This is a genomic window from Streptomyces sp. YS415, assembly GCF_023544665.1.
In the GTDB taxonomy this organism is placed as follows: domain Bacteria; phylum Actinomycetota; class Actinomycetes; order Streptomycetales; family Streptomycetaceae; genus Streptomyces.
The window spans coordinates 93,755-112,485 of the sequence record NZ_JAMJFL010000006.1 but is presented as its reverse complement, the minus strand read 5'-3'; the positions used below and the strand labels follow the sequence as shown (position 1 = coordinate 112,485).

The following is an 18,731-nucleotide window of genomic DNA, read 5'->3' as shown; positions in this document are numbered from 1 at the left end:
GCGCAGAGCGTTGCAGGACGGCGGCGTAGCCGAATGTCGCCTCGAACGGCAGGCAGAGCATCGAACGGCGGCGTTTGGTGAGTCGCAAAGCGGCACTACGCCAAGGGGTAGCCGCTCGCGATCCGCCTTTCCACGGAATCGGCTTCGGCTTGAAAGCCGAGGTGTCGGCAAATGTCCAGCGCCTCGTGCCAGTGCTGATCGGCTTGCTCCGCCAGACCTGTTGCGAACAAGGCGTCGCCACGCGCGCGCAGCGCCACCGCCTCCAACTGTTCGTGCCGGACTGCTCTGGTGAGCAGCAGCCCTTCATCGGCGTAATCCAATGCTGACTGATACTTCTTCAGTTGTGCACATGTCTCGCTGAGACGGACCAGGCAGGCGGCGCGCACGAAGTCCTGTCCGCCCCCCTGAAGCATCTCCAAGACCTGCTGGTAAGCGGCCATGGCGTCATCCAGCAGGCCCAGGCGCGCGAGCACTTGACCATGGCGGTAACGGGCGAAGGCTTCCCCCTGGCGGTCGCCGAGTTGGCGGTACAGACGTTTGTGCCGTAGCGAGTCCCGTACGGTCTGGTCGTCCATGCCATCGATGCGTAGACGAGTTTGCACGCCGTTTCCCAGCACCAACGCCTCCAAGGAGTGGTTGCCCAGAGTGCGCGCCAGAGATGCGGCTTCCCGGAACAGACGAATAGCGCGTTCAGGATCGCTGTGCCCGACGATGAACGCCTTGACGTTCAGTGACAAGGCATGGACATCGGCTTCGCTGTCGCGCGACGCCTCGAGTGCTCGGTTCACCTGGTCTTCCGCCTCGTTCAGGCGGCCGACTTGCGCCAACGCGCCGCTGAGGATGTAGCGGGCACGGCCCTCGGAGCGGGAGTCGCGGGCAAGGGAAGCCGCGTCGGCGACCAGGGTGGCCGCCGGAATGACCTGATGCCACAGATGGGCGTTCATCAGGACGGCGTCGAGCAGGAGAAGGAGTGTCGCGGCACGATCGGTGTGGGAGGAAGCAGTCTGCGTCAGAAGCATCAGTATGTCGTCGAGACTGGACGCGCTCCAGGCGAGAGCCTCGCTGACGCTGTCGAAGCGTGTCTCTCCCGGCACTTGAGGCAGCGTCGGCCGGGCCACCGTATGTCCGGGACGCATGACACGATAGGACTCGGCTGCTGCTACAAGGTGCTGGTCGAGAAGGCGGCCCAGAGTGGCGTGCCGCGTCCGGTCCGTGTCCGCCTCCAGGGCCAGACGCCGGGCGAACAGACGGACCAGGTCGTGGTAGCGGTACCGGTCCAGAGCGGGTGACTCCAGCAGTCCGACGGCAACCAGCCGCTCCAGCAGCCCCTTTGCCATCTCGCTCGGCATGTCGAGCACAGCGCTCGCCGTGCGCAGGTCGTACACACCGTGGGCCGGCAGCGCGAGCAGTCTCAATGCCTGGCCTGTGGCCGGGTCCAACTGGCCATACCCCAATGCGAAGCTGGCCTCCACCGTGACTGTGTCCACCGTCAGTTCCGAAAGCCGGTGCCTTTCGTCGGCCAGGCGTCCTGCCAGGTCGGCCAGCGTCCACTCGGGGCGCGCCGCCAGCCGGGAGCCGACGATGCGCACCGCCAGGGGCAGGCCGCCGCAGGCGGCGAGGATGCGGTGAGCCGTGTGCGGCTCCGCGTTGACACGGGTGGTGCCGATCAACCGAGCGAACAATTGCATCGCCACGTCGTCGGGCATCGCGCCGAGAACGATGCGCAGGCTCACCGGCAGGGTGGCCAGACCGTTGCGGCTGGTGATGATCACGGCGCAGGTCGGGGCGCCGGGCAGCAGGGGCACCACCTGCTGCATGTCCGCGGCGTTGTCCAGGACGACGAGCACGCGCCGTTGGGCGAGCCGGGAGCGGTACAGCGCCGCGCGTTCGGCGACATCGGCGGGGATGTAGGGGTCGCGTTCGCCCAGGGCGCGCAGGAACGAAGCCAGGACCGCGGCCGGATCGGCGGGGGCTCCGTCGGCTCCCCGCAGGTCGACGTAGAGCTGCCCGTCGGGGTAAGCGGAGAGCACGGTCCGCACGCTGTGCATGACCAGGGAGGTCTTGCCGACGCCGCCCATGCCGGTGACCAGCACAATGGGCACCGCTTCCGGCGAGGGGTTCAGCAGCGTGGCCCGGATGCGTTCGGTCTCCTCGGCCCGGCCGGTGAAATCGGGCACCGCATGGGGGATCTGCCGGGGTGCGCGTTCCTGGCGGGTGACGACCTCGGGCGTACTGACGGACGGTGCGGTGCGCTGCAGGATGTCGTCGTGCAGCTGTTGCAGACGGGCGTTGGGCTCGATGCCCAGTTCCTGCGCCAGCAGTCGGTGCACGCGACGGTAGGCGGCCAGGGCCTCGCCCTGCCGGCCGGTCTGATGGAGGGCCAGCATCAGCAGGTAGTGCAGGCCTTCGCGGAGCGGGTGCGTCTCGACGAGGGTGGTGAGATCGGTGGCCGCGTCCGCGCAGGCGCCGAGTTCCACCATGGTCTCCAGCCGGGCCTCGATCACGTCCAGGCGGCGTTCCTCCAGCCGGGAGCGTTCGGCGTCGGCGAACGGGCCGGGCACGCCCATCAACGTCGTCCCTTGCCACAGGGCCAGGGCCTGGTCGAAGAGATGCCGGGCCGACGCCGTCTCGCCGGCCGCCTTGCGGGCCCGGGCCTCGGCGACACGCTCCTCGAACAGTTCCCAGTCCAGGGCGCCGTCGGCCAGACGGAGCGAGTAGCCGCCGGGCACGGACTGCAACAGACGCCAGGGCTGCCCCTGCGTGTGCTCAGGCTCCAGCAGATGGCGCAGCCGCCAGATGTAGGTACGTACAACGGCTGCAGGACGCTGCGGCGGGGACTCCCACAGGGCGCCCACGAGATCGTCCATGCTCACCGCACGGCCGTGCCGCAGTACGAGGACGGCGGCCACGGCCCGCTGCTGAGGCGAACCAAGATCCAAGTCGGTACTGGCGCGGCGCGCCCGCAGCGGCCCGAGCACCGAGAAGTACGTGCTCGGTATGCCCGTTGCCCCCATGGTGAACCTCATCGTGCTCGAAAGCTGATCTGCTCCGCGGTCACGGAACCGATCAGGTGCTGACTTCGCACAACCTATCGCACGGTATCCGCCGAAACCCCCCTGAGCTGCGGCTTTTGAGCTTGCGCAGAGCCTGGGCGGCCTCGCGCGGCGGGCGGGGTCGGCAGTCAGCAGGGAATGGAGCGCCACTGGCTGCCAATGCCGGGGGAACCCGGAGCGCACGGAGCGGGAGCGCCGCGTCGAACCGGAGAACCTCACGAGGCTGCCCGAGTCCGGCTTGCTCCGCCTGACCACGCCGAGGACGCGCGGCGGTCCATTGGCCGCCAACACCGGCGCGAAGGCGCGGATCACGGCGTCCGATTGACCGTCGGCGTGGCGTCGACCGCCGGTATGCGGGCCGCTGTGAGGGACAGCCGGACGTCCTCGGCGTCCAACAAGCCCTGGACGTTGCGCAGCACGATGTCGTCGATGCGTCCCGCGTCCCGCAACTGCGTCAGGGCCCGTCGCTTGACCTGGAGCAGAGCGGTCTCCAACTGGTGCATGCCGCGGCTGCGGCGGACCGCGTCCTGCCCTCCGGCGATGCGGTCCCTGATGTCGCCTTCGAGCTGCGCCGCCGTACCCGGTTCGACGCCGTAGTGGCGGGCCAGTTCGGGCAGCTCGCGCAGAGCGGCGGCACTGAGGTACTGGTGGGCGAGTACGGACTCGGCGGCCTGCTCCCCGTCGGCGTCGAAGCGGGCCCTGCGGACCACGGCCGGGAGCGTGGGGCCCAGCACGGTGAGGGTGATGACGATGACGACCACGGTGGTGAAGACGACGGCGTCGCGGTGCGCCACGGGCCGGCCGTCCGCGGTGGCGGCCGGAATGGTCAGCGCCGCCGCCAGGGAGATGGCACCGCGCATGCCGGCCCAGGCCAGCGGCAGGCGTTGAGCCGCCCCGATGCGTCGTTCCTTCTGCACGGGCCGCCGGTCCACGAAGCGCACCGCGTAGGGGACGGTGTAGAACCACAGGAACCGCGATCCGATGACCGCGGCGCTCACGGCGGTCGCCATGGCCACGGCTTGCAGGAGGTCTGTCGAAGTCAGTGCCCGGACCGCGGCAGGCATCTGCACGCCGACCAGGACGAACAGGGCGCTGTTGAGCAGGTGGCTGGTGACCTCCCAGAACGCCGTCGCCTGGACGCGGGCGTGCGGGCTGATCACGCGGGGGCCGTAGCGGCTGCTGACGAGGCCGCAGGTGACGACCGCGAGGACGCCCGAGACGTGCACGAGTTCGGCGGGCAGGAAGGCGAAGAACGGTGTGGCGACGCTGAGGACGCTGTGCAGCAAGGGGTCGTGGAGCCGTCGCCTTACCCACTTGAGCAGGAGGGCGACGACGGCCCCGATGGCGATGCCGCCGGCGTAGGACTCGAGGAAGCGCAGCGAGGTGCCTGCCCAGCTGAAGGGGGCGTCATCGACGACCACCTCGATGGAGACGGCGAGCAGTACCAGCGCGGTGCCGTCGTTCAGGAGGCTCTCGGTGCGCAGCACGGTCAGGATGCGTCGCGGCATCGCACGTGCCACGGCGGCCACGGCGGCGGCATCGGTCGGTGCGAGGACCGCTCCAAGGACGAGTGCGATCGGCCACGGACAGCCGAAGGCGTGGGCGACCACGGCCACGGCGAGTGCGGTGACCAGTACCAGCACGGTGGACTGCAGGGCGATGCTGCGCAGGTTGTGACGGATCTCCCGCACCGATGAGGTCAGCGCCTCCCAGTACAGCAGCGCGGGCAGGAACAGCAGGAGCACCACTTCGGGTGCGAGGGTGACGCTGCCGAAGGAGGGGGTCAGGCCCATGAGGATTCCGGCGCCCAGCAGGAGCAGGGGCTCGCTCAGGCCGGTGCGGCGGGCCAGCCACCCTGCGGCGAGCACGGCGGCCGCCACGGCGACGATCAGTTCCAGGCTCTCCATGACCGAGTCCCAGCCCGGTCAGCGGCCGTCGCGGGCGGGCGCGGGGTCCTCCCGGTACAGGACCAGGTGCTCGTGGTAGAGGACTCCGTCGCGGACGTCGCCGGTAGCGGTGAATCCGGTGTCGTCGACGTAGTCGATGTGGTTGCCGGTGACGGTGTAGCTGCCCGTGTAGGCACTCCGGCGGGTGCCGCGTGCCTCGTCGTAGCGGCCATTGGGAAGCAGTTCCTGGCGGATGTAGCCGTCCGCGGTCACCCACATGCCGACGAAGGGGTGCGGAGCGGTGGTGGAGGTGTCGTTGGAGTTCATGGCATCCACGGTGTCGCGCACCACTGTGGCGTACCAGGCCGTGCCTATCCTGGGTGTGATCCACCCACGTTCACGCGCGCCGGCGGGCCTGCATCGGCGTGGGTCATGGCGACTCTTCCGTTTCGGCGTCGACCTCGGCGAGGATGCGGTCGAGAAATCGACCGAGGAGCCGGACCTCGTCGGCGCTGAGCGGATCGAAGAAGAGTCGTCGCACGGTCTGCGCGTGGCGGGGGGCGGCCTCCTCGATGGCCTTGCGTCCGGCAGGGGTGAGCCTGATCATCGAGCCGCGTGCATCGTCGGCGCACGCTTCGCGCGTCACGAGGCCCCGCTTCTCCATGCGGCTGATCTGGTGCGAGAGGCGGCTGCGCTCCCAGTCGACCTCGGCCCCCAGCTCCCTGGCCCGCAGCAGACCCTCGGGGGCCTCGGACAGTGGGGCGAGCAGCGCGTAATCGGCCGCGGAGAGCCCGGAATCCCGCAGCAACTGCCGTTCCTGCGCCTTGTGGAGACTGCGGCGCAGGCGCCGGTACTTCGCCCACACGTCGGCTTCTTCCGCACTCAGCCATTGCGGTTCGGTCATGACAAAAGGGTACCATCTTGTTGATACGTCACCAAAAGATTGTCACGCGTGGCCGTCCGCCGTCACCAAGCCCCCACTAGGCGGTTTCTGCCGACGCCACCGAACGCGGCACTGTGCGAGTGTGCGTGCATCAGTCACTTGCCTCAGGGAGAGCCCATGACCGCTGTCGTCGTGATCGACAACTCGTCGGAGTCACGTTTCGAACTACGCGAGGACGAGAAGCTCGCCGGTTTCGCCCAGTACCACGCCTTCAAGGACGAGATCGCGTTCCTGCACACGGAGATCGGCAAGCAGTTCGGCGGGCGGGGTCTCGCCGGCCGACTCATCGGTACGGCTCTCGACACCGCGAGAGAACGCCACTTGAAGGTGCTGCCCTACTGCCCTTTCGTACGCGCCTACATCACCAAGCACCCCGAGTACACCGACCTGGTCCCGCAGAACGACCGCGCCCGGTTCGGCCTGTGACACCGTGAGCAACCTCGAATCGGCACCGGCCGTGCACGTGCGAGGAGGCAGGGAAGAAGTCTCCGCACGCCCCGTTCACGAGGTGCTGCAGCCAAGGATCACCCCTCTCGGCGAAAGCACCGTCGTCCGCAGGCTCCTGCCCAACCTCGGACGCAGGATGGTGGGGGCCTGGTGCTTCGTGGACCACTACGGACCCGACGACATCACAGACGAACCAGGGATGTGGGTTCCACCCCATCCGCACACCGGCCTGCAGACGGTCAGCTGGCTGCACGCCGGTGACGTCCTGCACCGCGACAGCGTCGGCAGTCTGCAGACCATCCGCGCACGGGAGCTGGGACTCATGACCGCGGGCCGGGCCATCGCCCACGCCGAACAGTCCCCGCGCGCCCACGCACCCTCCCTGCACGGTGCTCAACTGTGGATCGCCCTCCCGGACGCCCATCGCCACGTCTCCCCCGCCTTCGAGCACCACACCGACCTGCCGCTGATCACGGCACGCGCCGGGCTGCGGGGAACGGTAATCCTCGGCGAGGTCGACGGTGCCGCCTCCCCGGGCACCACCTACTCGCCCCTGGTGGGAGCGGACCTCACCCTCGCTGAAGGCTCCTCCGTACGCCTGCCGCTCGAGCCCGACTTCGAGTACGCGGTGCTGACCATGTCCGGGTCCTGTCGCGTTGACGGCGTCCCGCTGGAGCCCGGCTCCATGCTGTACCTGGGGTGCGGCCGCCGGGAGCTGCCGCTGCTCGCCTCCACGGACAGCGGCCTGCTCCTGCTGGGCGGCGAACCGTTCGACGAGAAGATCATCATGTGGTGGAACTTCATCGGCCGAACCGCCGAGGAGATCGTCCGGGCCCGCACGGACTGGAACGCCGGGCGAGGTTTCGGCACCGTCCACGGCTTCGACGGCACTCCCACACCCGCACCGGAACTGCCCCTGGCCCGGCTCAAGCCCAGGGGCCGCGTCCGCTGAGCCCACGCGGAACGTCTCACCCGCGAAGGTAGGAAGAACACGGCCACCCTTTCCGCTCGACCGTTCCTTCGTCCGCCTCCCACCATGGACGGCATGGATCAGCTCGTCACTCTCGGAGAATTCCTCAAGTCGTGCCGCTCTCGGCTCGACCCCGACGAGGTCGGCATGCCCCGCACCGGACGGCGCAGGGTATCGGGACTACGACGCGAGGAACTGGCCCAGCTCGCCGGAATGAGCGTGGACTACTACACGCGACTCGAGCAGGGCCGCAGCCGTACGGCCTCCCACGCCGTGCTCGACGCCCTGGCCGCCGCGCTCCGCCTGGACGGCGCGGAGCGTGCCCACCTGTTCGACCTCGCAACCGATCACCGGCCGCGACCGGGAACGGGCGACCGCAAGCTTCAGCGGGTGAACGCGACGACGCAGCAGGTGCTGTCCGCGCTGGACAGCGCCTACAGCCCCGCCTTCGTCCTGGGCCGCTACACCGACGTACTGGCCGGGAACCGGCTCGCTTCCGCGTTGATCACCGATTTCGCCGTGCTCCCTTCTCACGACCGGAACCAGGCCCGCTTCGTCTTCCTCGACCCCTACGCCCGCGAGCTGTACGGCGAGTGGCACTCGGTCGCCGCAGACACCGCGGCGATGCTGCGCATGGAGGCGGGACGCCGGCCCGGCGACCGCGTGCTCAGCACTCTCGTCAGCGAACTCTCGGCGCGCAGCCCGGAGTTCCGCGCCCTGTGGGCCGACCAGCGGGTGATCGAGCGCGCGGACGGCACCAAGGCCTACCACCATCCGGTCGTCGGCGACCTCACCGTCTCCTACCAAGCCATGGCCCTGGCCGGCCAGGACGACCAGACACTGTTCGCCTACACCACCCGGCCGGGGTCCCGGGACGAGACAGCGCTGCGTCTGCTGGCCACCTGGAAGTCCTCCGTGGACGCCAGGCGGGCCCACGACGAACCGGCTTCGCCCTGAGCGCCGCGCTGTGAGCGCCCAGCCCCGGATCGGTCAGCTACGCACGTCAGTTCGCTGTCACGTCGCCGGGTTCAGCGATCCGCGGGTCGCCTTCCCGGTACAGCACCAGATGCTCGTGGTAGAGCACCCCGTCCCGGATGTCACCTGTCGCCGTGAAACCGGTGTCGTCGACGTACTCGATGTGGTTCCCCTCGACGGCATAACGACCGGTGTAGGCCTTCTCCCGCCCGTCCCGGGCTTCTTCGTACCTGCCGTCGGCGAGAAGCTCCTGCCGGATGCGTCCGTCGGCGGTCACCCACATACCGACGACGGACGCGTTCGGCAACGCCGGGCGGCTTGCGGTCGCAGAGGCGTGCGACGGCACGGCACCGTTTCCGCATGCGCTGGTGAAGCACACGGTGACCAGTAGGGTCAGTACGGCGGATACGCCCGCGATACGCGTGGCGGCTGCGTCATGCATGGTCGTGCTCCCTCTGCCCGGCGGCGTCCGGACGGTCCGGGCTCGACGGGATACGACATCGAGGGTCCCGCCGCCTACTGACGCCAGGAAGGCCGCGCTGATCCCAGGAGTACGGTTCCCACTGAACACCGGCCCGCGCAGGCGCTGGCCCCACCCGCGCATCGGCCCTCGTGAGCGACTCACGCCCCGGCGCGGTCGGTGGTACGCAGCCCTTCGACATGGCGCAGTTGCCGCCGCGAGGGCACCTCAAGCTTGCGCAGGATGCTGCGCACATGCGCATCCACGGTGCGAGGGCTCACAAAGAGTGCCGCCCCGATCTCGCGTGAGGTCTCACCCCGTGCCACCATCCTCGCCACCCGCAGTTCTTGCGCGGTGAGGGTGTGCACCCCTGTGCTCGGGCGCGCAGCCCGCTCGCCTGCCGCACCGAGCTTGATACCCGCTCTGACCGTGAACGCGCGCGCCCCCGCCGCCGAGAACGCCCTCTGCGCCGTGCGCAAGGGTTCGCGGGCCTGCGTACGCCTTCCGGACGCCAGCAGCCACTCACCCCACAACAGCCTGGTGCGCGCTGTCTGCAGCACCGCCCCGGCTGCGGTGAACTGCTCGACGGCTCGCTGGAACAGCAGCTCCGCATCGAGACCGCGTTCGAGCAGCGCCTGTGCTCGCAGGTGGACCGCTTCGGCCCATGGAGTGCCGTGCACCTGGGCGTTGTCCCGGAGCATGTCGCACGCGGAACGGGCCCAGGCCCTCTGACCGCAGGCGACCGCCGCCTCCGCCCGCTCCGCGGTCAGCAGTCCCCAGTAGCCCGGCTCGATGTCTCCTCGCACCCGTGCGGTGGCCGCGAGAGCCGCTTCCGGCCTGCCCGCTCCGTTGTGCAGCACTGCCTGGGCGTGTTCAGCGGCGGTGAGCAGCCGCCCCTCTCGACGCTCGGCCGCCTCCCGCGTGGCGAGGTCCACGAGCGCCAGTGTCCTCGGCTCATCTCCCCTCCATGCGGCGAGCGCCAGTTCCGCATAGCGCAGGGGTGCCGCGCCGGTTGCTTCGGTGATGCTGTGGGCCTCCGTCGCGCATCGCGCTGCCGCCGTGAGGTCGCCTGCATGGATGTTCACCAGGGCGAGTTGGTTGAGGCCGAGCGGCAGTGCGGCGAGGTCTCCCTCGGCGCGCGCCGCGTGCACCTGGCGTTCGACCAGGTGCCGCCAGGCCTGTGCGTCCCACAGGTGCAGGGCCGCGTGACCGGCGATGCGGGCCGTGCTCGCGGCGCCTGCCGCAGCGGTTCCGGTGTCGGCGAGACAACGTTGCACCGCTCTCGCCAGCGCCGGCGCGGCGGCGGCCTGTCGTGAGCGAGGTGACCAGTGCCTTGAGCAGGAGTCCCACGGCGTCGCCTGCCTCTGCGGCGAGGTCGAGCCGCCGCACCCTGGCAACGATGTCACGCATGCGGTCCCGGGGCAGGCCGCGCTCGGTGAAGGCGAGGACGCCGAACGCGTCCAGTAATGGGGACCGCCCCGCCCTCGGGTCCTGGTCGGCCACGAGGCACGCCGCGTCCAGGAGGAGCGCTGTGGCACCCTCGTCGCGGTGGACGGCGTAGGCGTTCCGCGCGTGCATGAGCTCGACCCGGCCGCGCTCGCGCTCCGGCAGCGGCTCGTGTCGCAAGACGGAGAGGATGGCGAGCGCCTCGGCGAACGCACCCGTCTCCTGTTTGGCCCGCGCCGCGGACAGCAGACGTGACGCGCGCACCGTGCGGTCGGCGGTGAGTTCGGCAGCCAGCTCCCAGAAGCCACCAGCGGCAGCAGGCCCCCCGCCCGAGCGCCGCACCGCGCCCCGGGCGGCTGCCTCCAAGCGGCCGGCCGCGTCCTCGTCGAATCCGGCAGCGGCCTGTCCGAGGTGCCAGGCGTGCCGGTCAGGGTCCCGCACGGGATCACAACTCTCGGCAAGGGCCGCGTGTGCGCCCCGCCGCTCGCCCGCAGACGCGGCTGCGTACACCAGGGAACGCAGAAGAGGATGACGGAAGCACATCCGTACGCCATGCAGGTCCAGGATGCCGGCCGCCTCGGCCATCGTCGCCGCGTCCGGCCCGACGTCGGCCAGGGTCGCCGCCCGGCGTACGACGAGCGGGTCCCCGTCCGGTTCCGCCGCCGCCAGGAGCAGAAAGCGCCGGACCTCGACCGGGAGCCGCGAGAGCCTGGCCTTGAAGGACTCCTCCAGTCGTTTGGGCGCTCTCACGTCCCCGCCGGTGAGCCGGGCCGTCATCTCCGTCGGGCCGATCCAGCGCGGGAGATGCAGCAGAGCCAGCGGGTTGCCGTGCGCCTCGGTCAGGACCCGATCCCGCACTCTCCGGTCGAGAGGGGCCCGCACCGTGCTGTCCAGCAGTTCCCGTGCGTCGCGATCCCCGAGAGGTCGCACCGCCAGGGCCGGCAGTCCCGTCAGTTCGGCGATGTCACCGACCCCCTCCGCCGCTACGACGATGGCGATCCGGCGCGTGCCGATCCGCCTGGCCACGAACGCGAGCACGGCGAGGGAGCTTCTGTCCATCCACTGCACGTCATCGACCAGGCATACGACCGGCTGTGTCTCGGCCGCAGCGGACAGCAGGCCCATGACCGCCAGTCCGAGGTGCAGATGGTCGGGGGGCGACCCCGGACGGCGGCCCAGGGCCACCCCCAGCGCCTCCCGCTGCGGCTGGGGCAATGCGCCGAAGTGACTCGTCAGCGCGCTGGTCAGGTGGTGCAGTCCTGCGAAGGACAGCGCGGCCTCGGCCTCCGTGTTCTCCACACGCAGCATCTGCAGCCGCCCGAACTCCTTCTGGGCGCTGTCGAGCAGCGCCGTCTTGCCGATGCCCGCTTCACCGTGCACTACAAGGACACCGCCGGTGCCGGCGCAGGCCTGTGTGATGAGACGTTTCAGTGCGGCGATCTCCGTGCTCCGGCCGAGCAGCGTCTGGGCTCCGGCTATCCCCACCGGTCGAGCGTCCCGCATGTCAACGTGCACGGTCGTCCCCCAGCTCATTTCCTGTCGGAGTGCCACGCCGAATGGCGGGCAGGTGCTTCTTGATCCTTGAACAGGTGTGTCTATGGCTCGTCTATGAGTCGTCTACGGCAGGCCCGGGCGCTGCGGCGAGCTGCGCCCTGTCCGTCGGGCAGTCGCTCATGTCCCAGTTCACAACCGCACCACTTACGGCTCACGGACGCTCATCGCATGAGGCCGATCCGCTCATCCGCTCGCGCTTCACAGCACGTTCTTCAACACCCTGAACGGCAGCCGCTCACCCCAGCGAGTCGGCCCGGCCGCAGTCAGCACCGCTGCCGAAGCCCGCGATGACAGTCCCGCGTCCCGTCGTCGCAGGTCACCGCGTTTGCCATCGACCCCTGACCGGCCCGGTGGAACCCTCCGACATGCGCCGGAGGCCGACGGGGGCCAGATTGGAGGTATCCGACCCCCGGACGGGACACACCCGGCTCGGCGGGCAGGCCCGAGGGCAGGAGGAACCTGTCATGGCAACCCACGTGAGTGACCGCGGTCCCCGAACGGACACACACACCAGCGGTTGGCTGGTGTTCGCCGCCGTCATCATGCTCTTCAGCGGCATCATGACGATGCTCGGCGGCATATCGGCGATCGCCGAGGACGACGTTTTCCTGACCACCCGCAACTACGTCTTCGAGTTCGACCTCACGGGCTGGGGCTGGATCCATCTCATCCTGGGCATCCTGATCGCGGTCACCGGTGCGGCCCTGTTCAAGGGCGCCACCTGGGCCAGGGTCGTCGGCGTGGCACTGGCCGGCCTCAGCATGATCACCAACTTCATGTGGCTCCCCTACACACCGTGGTGGGCACTCCTTATCATCGCGATCGACGCCCTCATCATCTGGGGACTGTGCGTCGCTCCCCGGCCGTTGTGGGGGGACTGACGTCCGGGACATCCGCCCGCGGCACGCGAACCCGTGCCAGGAGAGCCGCACCTGGTGCTCGTCGTAGGCGTCGCCGGGTCCGGAAAGACAACCGTGGCACGCCTCCTCGCCGAACGGCTCGGCTGGCCGTACCAAGACGCCGACGACTTCCCCTCCGAGGGCAACCGCAGCAAAGATGGCCCCCGGGCAGGCCATGACGGACAGCGACCGGATGCCGTGGCTGGATGCAGTCGGGGCGTGGATGGACCAGGAGATCGCAGCCGGTCGGTCGGCCGCCGTGACCTGTTCCGCGCTCAAGCGGCGTTACAGGGGCAAGCTGCTGGCAGGGCGCCGTCGAGTTCTCCTGGTGTATCTCCGTCGCAGGCCGGACGGGCAACGCCGTGGGGCGGGAAGCGCCATCCAGGCCCTCAGCCCGGCAGGCGAATGAGGGCGGTTGACATACAGCTCCGGGGTGACTGCTGCCGCGTCAACGCGCACCGCAGACCGCCCGATCCCGTGCGGCATGTGTGGCGCGCCGACGAGCAGGGGGAACAGACATGACTTCGCCCACGGAGTCGTCGGGCGCGCCCCGCATGACCGCCACCGGGTTCCAGGCCCTCTACCGGTTCCTGCGGAGCAAGACCACGCTGCCGAAGGCGAACGGAAAACCGGACGCGCTGCGACATCTGACTCCCGAGCGCGTGGCAGCCGCCGTCGCGGAAGTCCGCCTCGGGCGCACTGTGTCCCTCGCGGCTCCGATCGGCACCACCGCCGGCCCCGACGACCCCGAGCCGGCGGTGCACACCATGACTGGACCCGCCCTGGCCGAACTGAACGCGCCGGGGCTGCACTTCGCGACGGACCGCTTCGCCATGAACGTGCACAGCAACGCCAACAGCCATCTCGATGCCCTCTGCCACGTGGTCTTCGACGGTGAGCTGTACGGCGGCGTACCGGCGGGCACCGTGAGGACCGAGGCTGCGGGTGCACTCACCGTGGACCTGCTGAAGGACGGCCTGGTCGGTCGGGGCGTACTACTGGACATACCGCGGCTGCGCGGTGTGCCCTGGCTGGAACCGGGCGACCACGTGACCACGGCCGACCTGACCGCCGCAGAGGCCGCCCAGGAGGTGCGCGTCGGACCAGGCGACCTGCTGTTCATCCGCGTGGGACACCGACGCCGCCGTACGGAGCACGGACCGTGGGACGCCTCGGTGGCGCGAACGGGCCTGCACCCCACCGCCCTGCGCCTCCTGGCAGAGCGAGAGGTCGCGGTCATGGGCAGTGACGGCAACAACGACACGGCCCCCAGCGCGGTGGAGGACATCGCTTTCCCGGTACACGTGCTCGCCATCCAAGCCATGGGCATCCACCTCATGGATTACCTGCAGTTCGAGGACCTGACCCCGATCTGTGCTCAGGCGGGGCGCTGGAGTTTCCTGTGTGTGGTCGCTCCCCTGCGGCTGCCCGGAGCGACCGGGTCGCCCGTGAACCCGATCGCGGTGCTGTGACCGGGGCGCGCACCGGTGCCCGTCGCTCCGGTCGCCGCTCGCAGCCGGGGCGGATACGTTCGAAGAGCGTGGGACCGCTGGGCCCGCGCTCAGCGGAGCCGGATACCTGACCCCTGACACCTGACACCAGGACAGGGCCAAGATCCCAGGGACGGTGGTCGTCGTGGGCGACACCCCTCACTACGACGTCATCATCATCGGTACAGGCGCCGGCGGAGGCACCCTCGCCCATCGGCTCGCCCCGTCCGGAAAGCGCGTCCTCCTGATCGAGCGCGGCGATTACCTTCCGCGTGAGCGGGACAACTGGAACTCGACGGCCGTGTTCGTCAAGGCCAAGTACCGTGCCCCGGAGTTCTGGCTGGACAAGGATGGCGGTGAGTTCCCGCCCGAGGTCAACTACTACGTCGGCGGCAATACCAAGTTCTACGGCGCCGCCCTCTTCCGGCTGCGGCCCGAGGACTTCGGCGAGATCCGTCACCACGGCGGCCTCTCCCCCGCCTGGCCCATCCGGTACGAGGACCTGGAGCCGTATTACGCGCAGGCCGAGCACCTCTACCTCGTCCACGGCCGACATGGCGAGGATCCCTGCGAAGGCCCGGTGAGCGCGCAGTACGCCCATCCCCCGGTGGAGCACGAGCCGCGGATCCAGCAGTTGAGCGACGACCTCGAAAAGCGTGGACTGCATCCCTTCCACCTGCCGATCGGTGTCAATCTCAGTCAGGAGAAAGGCGGTCGGGCCGCTCGCTCCAGCGTCTGCATCCGCTGCAACCGGGTCGACGGCTTTCCCTGTCTGGTGCGCGGCAAGTCCGACGCCGAGGTGATCTGCGTCGAGCCGGCGCTGGAACATCCCAACGTCGAGATGGTCACGCACACACAGGTGGTGCGTCTGGAGACCGACTCTCGTGGCCGCAGTGTCAGCGCGGTCGTCGGGCGGCTCCCCGACGGTTCCGAACTCCGGTTCAGGGCAGACGTGGTGGTCGTCTCCTGTGGGGCGGTGAACTCCGCGGCGCTCCTGCTGGCCTCGGCGAACGAGCACCATCCTCGCGGGCTGGCGAACAGTTCCGACGTGGTCGGCCGGTTCTACATGCGCCACAACAACCTGGCCCTGATGGCCGTGTCGAAGGAACCCAACGACACCCAGTTCCAGAAGACCCTCGCCCTCAACGACTGGTACCTCGGCGCGGACGACTGGGACTTCCCGCTGGGCGGCATCCAGATGCTGGGTAAGTCGGACGCAGAGCAGATCCACGGCGAGGCACCCCGGTGGGCCGGGGCGGTCACCCCGGACATGCCGTTCGAGGTGCTGGCCCACCATGCCGTCGACTTCTGGCTGTGCGGAGAGGACCTGCCGCTGCCGGACAACCGCGTCACCCTCGACAGCGATACGCGCATCCGTCTGGCACTCGACGAGAAGAACAACGTCGAGGGCCTGAGGCGACTGAGACATAAACTCCAGGGCATGCTCGGCCACTTGGGTCTGCACGAGCACCACCTGCTGTCCCGGAGCCTCTATTTGCACAAGGGCATGCCCATCGGCGCAACAGCGCACCAGGCGGGCACCGTACGCTTCGGCGCCGATCCCGCCGACTCCGCACTGGACGTGGACTGCAAGGCACACGATCTCGACAACCTGTACGTCGTCGACACGAGCTTCTTCCCGAGCATCGGCGCGGTCAATCCGTCCCTGACGGCGATGGCCAACGCCTTGCGGGTCGGTGACCACCTCCTGGCCCGACTGGGCTGAACCGCTCCCTGGGCCGAACGGACGAAGCCGCTCGGCCCAATGGGTCACCGGTCGTACCGGGGACATGCCGTCCACCGTGTCCGGTGATTGCGTGGCCGTGCCCGGCCGAAGGGCCGCGGGACGGAGCGCCATCGCGCGGCAAAGGAGACAGTACGCATGAGTTCCACCACGGAAGCACCGCGGGACGTGATCCCGGCTCGGCTGCTGCAGGGGCAGAAGGCCTTGGTCACCGGCGCCAATTCGGGCATCGGCAAGGCCACGGCCCTCGGCTTGGGCCGAGCCGGTGCGGACGTGGTCGTGAACTACGTGGCGAATCGCGAGGCCGCCGAGGAGGTGGCCGAGCAGATCGCCTCGTTCGGGGTGCGGTCCGCGGCGTACGAAGCCGACGTGTCGAAGGAGGAACAGGTCGTCGCGATGATGGACCGGATGGTCGAGGAGTTCGGGACCATCGACATCCTGGTCGCCAACGCGGGACTGCAGCGTGACGCCCGGCTCACGGAGATGACCCTCGCCCAGTGGCAGAAGGTCCTCGACGTCAATCTCACCGGTCAGTTCCTGTGCGCACGGGAGGCGACCAAGGAGTTCCGGCGCCGGGGCGTGGTGCCCGAGGTGTCCCGGTCCGCCGGGAAGATCATCTGCATGAGTTCGGTGCACCAGCTCATCCCCTGGTCCGGTCACGTGAACTACGCGTCCTCCAAGGGCGGTGTGCACATGATGATGCAGACCCTGGCCCAGGAGCTCGCGCCGGAGAAGATCCGGGTGAACGCGGTGGCCCCAGGAGCGATCAAGACGCCGATCAACCATGATGCCTGGGCGACGCCCGAAGCGCGGGAGGACCTCCTGCGGCTGATCCCCTACGACCGGATCGGTGACCCCGAGGACATCGCCCACGCCGTGGTCGCACTCGCCTCCGACCTCATGGACTACGTGGTAGGAACCACCCTGTACGTCGACGGCGGCATGACCCTCTTCCCGGGCTTCGCAACCGGCGGATGACGCTGTCCGGCCTGACCGGGTCGGGCCACCGCACGACCCTACAGCCCGCTCTTCCGCGACCCCTGAAGCATCGAGTCCAACGTGATCGCCGCGTCGATCAGGGCCAGATGCGTGAAGGCCTGCGGGAAGTTGCCCAGTTGGCGACCGGTCAGGTCGATCTCCTCGGAGTACAGGCCAAGGTGATTGGCGTAGGTGAGCATCTTCTCCAGCACCAGCCTGGCCATGTCGGTGCGCCCGGCACGTGCGAGGGCGTCGACGTACATGAACGTACACAGCGAGAAGGTGCCCTCGGAGCCGCGCAGGCCGTCGGGTGACGCCTCGGGGTTGTAGCGGTAGACCAGGCTGTCGCTGACCAGTTCGCTCTCCATCGCAGCCAAGGTGGACTTCCACATCGGGTCGTCCGGCGTAATGAAGCCGACGGTCGGCATGCGCAGCAGGGACGAGTCGAGCACGTCGTCGCCGTAGTGCTGCACGAAGGCTTGCTTGTCCTGATTCCATCCCTTGGTGAGCACCTGCGCGTAGATCTCGTCCCGCGCGTCCATCCAGCGGCCGCGCGCTGCCGGGCGGCCGTCGTCGGCGGCGATCCGCACGGCGCGGTCGAAGGCCACCCAGGACATCACACGGCCGTAGGTGAAGTCCTTGCGGCCGCCTCGGGTCTCCCACAGCCCTTCCCCGGGTTGGTCCCAGTGGTTCACCAGCCAGTCGAGCAGCGTGTGCAGGGCTTTCCAGCCCCGGTTGTCGAGGTGCATGCCGCGCTGGTGGGCGAAGTAGATGCTGTCCAGTGCCTCGCCGTAGATGTCCAGTTGGAGCTGGGTCGCCGCCCCGTTGCCGATGCGCACCGGGGCGGAGCCTCGGTACCCCTCCCAGTGATCCAGGGTCTCCTCGACCAGGTCGGCGGTGCCGTCCACCCGGTACATGATGTTCAGCGGCCCGGAGCCGTTGCCCTGGCCGGCTTCCTGTCTGACCCGGTCGTGCAGCCAGTTGATGAACGCGGCCGCCTCTTCCTTGAAGCCCAGGCCGAGCAGGGCGTACACCGAGAACGACGCGTCACGGATCCAGGTGAACCGGTAGTCCCAGTTGCGCTCTCCGCCCAGTTGTTCGGGCAGCCCTGCCGTGGGGGCGGCGACCAGGGCACCGGTCGGCGCGTAGGTCATGAGCTTCAGCGTCACGGCCGAACGCTCCACCGCCTCCCGCCAGCGCCCGGAGTAGGTGGACTGCCCCAGCCAGGAACGCCAGAAGCGGACCGTCTCGTCGAAGAGGCGCTCGAACTCCTCCACCCGAACCGTGTGGGGAGGCCCTCCGGGGGAGGATTCCATGACCAGACCGCGCTGCTGTCCGGCCCGCAGCGTCAGGGAGAAGCGCAGATCGTTGTCGCCCGAGAGGATGTTCAGCAGCCGCTCGTCGTGCGGCTCGCGCACGGCGTGGACTGCGAGGTCGAGGCCCTCCGAGGTGAACAGGGCCCCGTGCTCGGTGAGGTGCAGTTCGTGCGGCGTGCGACCGTAGTCGAAGCGAGGCGCGATCTCCCCCTCGAACGTCATGCTGCCTCGCACACACCGCAGCATACGGACGAGCCGGTGCCGGTCGGTCGCGGTCGTTCCGGTCACCGGCATGAAGTCGACGACTTCTCCCGCCCCGGCCTCGGTCATGAAACGCGTCACGAGAACGGCGGTGTCCGGGTGGTAGAGCTGCTTGGTCGTGTACGTCCCGGCGGCCGGCCGTACGGTGAAGTGACCGCCTTTGTGCCGGTCGAGCAGAGCGCCGAAAACGCTCGGCGAATCGAACCGCGGGCAGCAGAACCAGTCGATCGTCCCGTCGGTCGTCACGAGGGCCGCGGTCTGCATATCACCGATGAGACCGTGGTCCTCGATCAGGGGGTAGTCGTCCAT

Annotated in this window: 16 protein-coding genes; 8 read left to right on the top strand and 8 right to left on the bottom strand. The window is 69.2% G+C overall.

Features of this window, described 5'->3' with window-relative positions; translation table 11 throughout:
* Nucleotides 1-95: 95 nt before the first annotated feature.
* The 4 genes from M8H82_RS09890 to M8H82_RS09875 form a co-directional block, all read right to left on the bottom strand.
* Nucleotides 96-3,014, bottom strand: a complete 2,919-nt coding sequence (locus M8H82_RS09890) for a BTAD domain-containing putative transcriptional regulator (protein ID WP_250072236.1) — start codon at nucleotides 3,012-3,014, stop codon at nucleotides 96-98.
* A gap of 347 nt (nucleotides 3,015-3,361) precedes the next feature.
* Nucleotides 3,362-4,960, bottom strand: a complete 1,599-nt coding sequence (locus tag M8H82_RS09885) for a Na+/H+ antiporter (protein WP_250072235.1) — start codon at nucleotides 4,958-4,960, stop codon at nucleotides 3,362-3,364.
* A gap of 18 nt (nucleotides 4,961-4,978) precedes the next feature.
* Nucleotides 4,979-5,266 carry an Atu4866 domain-containing protein gene (locus M8H82_RS09880; RefSeq protein WP_250072234.1) on the bottom strand — a complete coding sequence of 96 codons (288 nt, stop codon included), beginning with the start codon at nucleotides 5,264-5,266 and terminating at the stop codon, nucleotides 4,979-4,981.
* Nucleotides 5,267-5,369: 103 nt separating this feature from the next.
* Nucleotides 5,370-5,843, bottom strand: a complete 474-nt coding sequence (locus M8H82_RS09875) for a MarR family winged helix-turn-helix transcriptional regulator (protein ID WP_250072233.1) — start codon at nucleotides 5,841-5,843, stop codon at nucleotides 5,370-5,372.
* A 156-nt stretch (nucleotides 5,844-5,999) separates the two neighbouring features.
* On the opposite strand from M8H82_RS09875, the gene M8H82_RS09870 reads away from it, so the two are divergent.
* From M8H82_RS09870 to M8H82_RS09860, 3 genes are all read left to right on the top strand, one after another.
* Complete coding sequence (locus tag M8H82_RS09870) at nucleotides 6,000-6,308, top strand: GNAT family N-acetyltransferase (protein WP_250072231.1); 309 nt, start codon at nucleotides 6,000-6,002, stop codon at nucleotides 6,306-6,308.
* Between the two features lie 4 nt (nucleotides 6,309-6,312).
* Complete coding sequence (locus M8H82_RS09865; protein ID WP_250072229.1) at nucleotides 6,313-7,281, top strand: pirin family protein; 969 nt, start codon at nucleotides 6,313-6,315, stop codon at nucleotides 7,279-7,281.
* Between the two features lie 93 nt (nucleotides 7,282-7,374).
* Nucleotides 7,375-8,256, top strand: a complete 882-nt coding sequence (locus M8H82_RS09860) for a helix-turn-helix domain-containing protein (protein WP_250072227.1) — start codon at nucleotides 7,375-7,377, stop codon at nucleotides 8,254-8,256.
* A gap of 46 nt (nucleotides 8,257-8,302) precedes the next feature.
* On the opposite strand, the gene M8H82_RS09855 is transcribed toward M8H82_RS09860, so the two are convergent.
* From M8H82_RS09855 to M8H82_RS09845, 3 genes are all read right to left on the bottom strand, one after another.
* On the bottom strand, nucleotides 8,303-8,557 hold the full coding sequence (locus M8H82_RS09855; RefSeq protein WP_250072522.1) for an Atu4866 domain-containing protein: 255 nt from the start codon (nucleotides 8,555-8,557) through the stop codon (nucleotides 8,303-8,305).
* 338 nt (nucleotides 8,558-8,895) lie between these two features.
* The gene (locus tag M8H82_RS09850; RefSeq protein WP_250072225.1) at nucleotides 8,896-9,669 is read right to left on the bottom strand and encodes a LuxR family transcriptional regulator; all 774 of its coding nucleotides are present in this window, start codon (nucleotides 9,667-9,669) and stop codon (nucleotides 8,896-8,898) included.
* 19 nt (nucleotides 9,670-9,688) lie between these two features.
* The gene (locus M8H82_RS09845; RefSeq protein WP_250072223.1) at nucleotides 9,689-11,665 is read right to left on the bottom strand and encodes an AAA family ATPase; all 1,977 of its coding nucleotides are present in this window, start codon (nucleotides 11,663-11,665) and stop codon (nucleotides 9,689-9,691) included.
* 533 nt (nucleotides 11,666-12,198) lie between these two features.
* Here M8H82_RS09845 and M8H82_RS09840 point away from each other — a divergent pair.
* The 5 genes from M8H82_RS09840 (at nucleotide 12,199) to M8H82_RS09825 (ending at nucleotide 16,845) form a co-directional block, all read left to right on the top strand.
* Complete coding sequence (locus M8H82_RS09840; protein ID WP_250072222.1) at nucleotides 12,199-12,615, top strand: hypothetical protein; 417 nt, start codon at nucleotides 12,199-12,201, stop codon at nucleotides 12,613-12,615.
* 33 nt (nucleotides 12,616-12,648) lie between these two features.
* On the top strand, nucleotides 12,649-13,155 hold the full coding sequence (locus M8H82_RS36750; RefSeq protein WP_374211641.1) for a shikimate kinase: 507 nt from the start codon (nucleotides 12,649-12,651) through the stop codon (nucleotides 13,153-13,155).
* Nucleotides 13,152-14,105: a cyclase family protein gene (locus M8H82_RS09835; protein WP_250072215.1), complete on the top strand. Its 954-nt coding sequence runs from the start codon at nucleotides 13,152-13,154 to the stop codon at nucleotides 14,103-14,105. Before M8H82_RS36750 ends, M8H82_RS09835 begins: the two co-directional genes overlap by 4 nt.
* A gap of 163 nt (nucleotides 14,106-14,268) precedes the next feature.
* The gene (locus M8H82_RS09830; RefSeq protein WP_250072213.1) at nucleotides 14,269-15,849 is read left to right on the top strand and encodes a GMC family oxidoreductase; all 1,581 of its coding nucleotides are present in this window, start codon (nucleotides 14,269-14,271) and stop codon (nucleotides 15,847-15,849) included.
* A 156-nt stretch (nucleotides 15,850-16,005) separates the two neighbouring features.
* A complete protein-coding gene (locus tag M8H82_RS09825) occupies nucleotides 16,006-16,845 on the top strand; it encodes an SDR family oxidoreductase (protein WP_250072212.1) in 840 nt (279 codons plus the stop codon).
* 38 nt (nucleotides 16,846-16,883) lie between these two features.
* On the opposite strand, the gene M8H82_RS09820 is transcribed toward M8H82_RS09825, so the two are convergent.
* Nucleotides 16,884-18,731, bottom strand: a complete 1,848-nt coding sequence (locus tag M8H82_RS09820) for a glycoside hydrolase family 15 protein (protein WP_250072210.1) — start codon at nucleotides 18,729-18,731, stop codon at nucleotides 16,884-16,886.

Bases quoted from the DNA above. Each gene is read 5' to 3' on its own strand.
- M8H82_RS09890 (WP_250072236.1), bottom strand. From the start codon at position 3,014: ATGGGGGCAACGGGCATACCGAGCACGTACTTCTCGGTGCTCGGGCCG.
- M8H82_RS09885 (WP_250072235.1), bottom strand. From the start codon at position 4,960: ATGGAGAGCCTGGAACTGATCGTCGCCGTGGCGGCCGCCGTGCTCGCC.
- M8H82_RS09880 (WP_250072234.1), bottom strand. From the start codon at position 5,266: ATGAACTCCAACGACACCTCCACCACCGCTCCGCACCCCTTCGTCGGC.
- M8H82_RS09875 (WP_250072233.1), bottom strand. From the start codon at position 5,843: ATGACCGAACCGCAATGGCTGAGTGCGGAAGAAGCCGACGTGTGGGCG.
- M8H82_RS09870 (WP_250072231.1), top strand. From the start codon at position 6,000: ATGACCGCTGTCGTCGTGATCGACAACTCGTCGGAGTCACGTTTCGAA.
- M8H82_RS09860 (WP_250072227.1), top strand. From the start codon at position 7,375: ATGGATCAGCTCGTCACTCTCGGAGAATTCCTCAAGTCGTGCCGCTCT.
- M8H82_RS09855 (WP_250072522.1), bottom strand. From the start codon at position 8,557: ATGTGGGTGACCGCCGACGGACGCATCCGGCAGGAGCTTCTCGCCGAC.
- M8H82_RS09840 (WP_250072222.1), top strand. From the start codon at position 12,199: ATGGCAACCCACGTGAGTGACCGCGGTCCCCGAACGGACACACACACC.
- M8H82_RS09835 (WP_250072215.1), top strand. From the start codon at position 13,152: ATGACTTCGCCCACGGAGTCGTCGGGCGCGCCCCGCATGACCGCCACC.
- M8H82_RS09825 (WP_250072212.1), top strand. From the start codon at position 16,006: ATGAGTTCCACCACGGAAGCACCGCGGGACGTGATCCCGGCTCGGCTG.
- M8H82_RS09820 (WP_250072210.1), bottom strand. From the start codon at position 18,731: ATGGACGACTACCCCCTGATCGAGGACCACGGTCTCATCGGTGATATG.